The following is a 1,982-nucleotide window of genomic DNA, read 5'->3' as shown; positions in this document are numbered from 1 at the left end:
GCCTGTTCTTTAATCCCTTGCTAAGTTAGTACAATAGTTCTAAAATTTTAATAAAGAAATAAAATTGGGCAGTAAAGGCACACATCCGTTCTTTTGTTTACTTAAGAAGGAGTTTATGAATGAAACATTCTAAAGTTTTACTATCGGGTATTCTGTTTGCTGCTGTGACTGCGTGCGCCCAAACGACGGGCGGTGACTGGAGCGCCCTGCAGGATACGAAAACAGGTGTGCAGTAGCGGCCTTATTATGAATTTGGCAATGTACTTCAGAAGATTTCTTTTAAGCAAACCGGCAATCCGGAAAATGGTCTGAAAAAGCCTGTCTTGACTGTGTATCGTCAGGGCAAGCTGTTGGGCGAAGCATATAATTTGGAAGCCTATCATGGCACCCCCTTGTTGCCAACCCTGTTTTTGGTAAACGGCAAGTCATTAAATATCAATGACGGCAACGATAGAAAACTGTTGGCTGCTGCTAAGAGAATCGATTTTTACGATTTCGGACGTAGCCGGATCGGCCATGCAGTCTTTACCGCGCCTAATGGCATCTGTCAGGATATGAAACACGGCAAAGGCGTTTCCTACAAGCTGGTTACCAACTATATTGATTTTCCGGATTATCCTTCGCCTGAAAATATCTTGATTATTACTGCGCAAGGCAAATATGAGCAAGACGGCTTCATGTTGGATTCTACCGAGTCAAGGGTGACCAGTGCCAATAAAGAATTTGCCAGAAAATATGGCGAAGCCCTGAAATCTAAGAATGGCCCTGAGACCAGACAGGTAAACATGGCTAATGCAGCCAGTGCGGAAAAAGGCAGACTGTTGGCCGATTATGTATGTAGGTGATGAAATCAAAGGCCGTCTGAAATTCAGACGGCCTTTTTTAATCATGAATGCATCTCTTGTTCAAACGACAGCAGAATCTGTTTCACTTCATCCGCTTCTTTGATGGCGCGGATGCGGTCAAACAATACCTGCGCCTGTTCAAACTCTTTTTTCATCATGCCCAGCCATTGTTTCAAACGGGAAACCGGATATTTGTTGCTGGCTTCTTTGGCAAGGCACAAGTCGAAAAATTGGACTATCCATGAAGAGACTTCGGCAAAGTCGGTGTCTTTCACTGTTTCGCCGTTTTCATATTGTTTGATTTGCCGCGCCAAGTCGGGACGAATCACCGCGCCGCGCCCAAGCATCACGCTGTTGCAGCCGCTGACGCTTTTAATATCGAGATAGTCTTGAAGGTTGAACACATCGCCGTTGGCGGTAACAGGAATATTGACTGCATCACGGATTTTGCGCACCCATTCCCAATGTGCCGGCGGTTCGTAGCCTTCGACTTTGGTGCGTGCATGGACGGTTAACGCGCATGCGCCGCCGTTTTCAATCGCGGAAGCGCATTCCAATGCCAGGCTTTTGTCTTCATAACCGAGCCGCATCTTGGCCGTCAACGGAATGTGTTGCGGCAGGCGTTGGCGCAGGGTGTGGACGATGTGGTAAATCAAGTCCGGCTCTTTGAGCAAGACCGCACCGCCTTTGTGTTTATTGACCGTCGGCGCGGGGCAGCCGAAGTTGAGGTCGATTTTGTCCGCACCGAAACGCACGGCTTCCAAAGCGTTGACGGCCATGTTTTCCGCATCGCTGCCTAAAAGCTGGACAGTACAGGGCGTGCCGGCCGTCGTGCGGTTGGCATGGGCGATTTCGGGAACATATTTAAGCCAAGTGGCGCGTGAGTGGACCGTGTGCGTAATGCGGACAAATTCGCTGACGCATTCGTCAAATCCGCCGATACGCGTCAACAGGTCGCGCATTACATCGTCCACCAGCCCCTGCATCGGAGCAAGAATAAGCTGCATGACTCAGGCCGTCTGAAAAAAGGAGGACATATTGTAGCGGTATATCGGTTAAAATACAGCTTCCTTTTTCAGACGGCCTTTTTATGATGCACACAATTCCGGCAACCGCCGCCATGTTGGTAAAAAATTC

Annotated in this window: 2 protein-coding genes; one reads left to right on the top strand and one right to left on the bottom strand. The window is 48.4% G+C overall.

The window, feature by feature from the left end; genetic code table 11:
- Positions 1–323: 323 nt before the first annotated feature.
- Positions 324–845 carry a hypothetical protein gene (locus tag ACTHUT_RS19180; protein WP_250600761.1) on the top strand — a complete coding sequence of 174 codons (522 nt, stop codon included), beginning with the start codon at positions 324–326 and terminating at the stop codon, positions 843–845.
- A 41-nt stretch (positions 846–886) separates the two neighbouring features.
- Here ACTHUT_RS19180 and ACTHUT_RS19175 read toward each other — a convergent pair whose 3' ends face one another.
- Positions 887–1,852 (bottom strand): tRNA dihydrouridine synthase, encoded by a 966-nt coding sequence (locus ACTHUT_RS19175; protein WP_003685232.1) that lies wholly within the window; start codon positions 1,850–1,852, stop codon positions 887–889.
- Between the last annotated feature and the right edge of the window lie 130 nt (positions 1,853–1,982).

It is taken from the genome of Neisseria sp. P0022.S010, from assembly GCF_051956635.1.
This window is presented reverse-complemented; position numbering and strand designations above follow the sequence as displayed.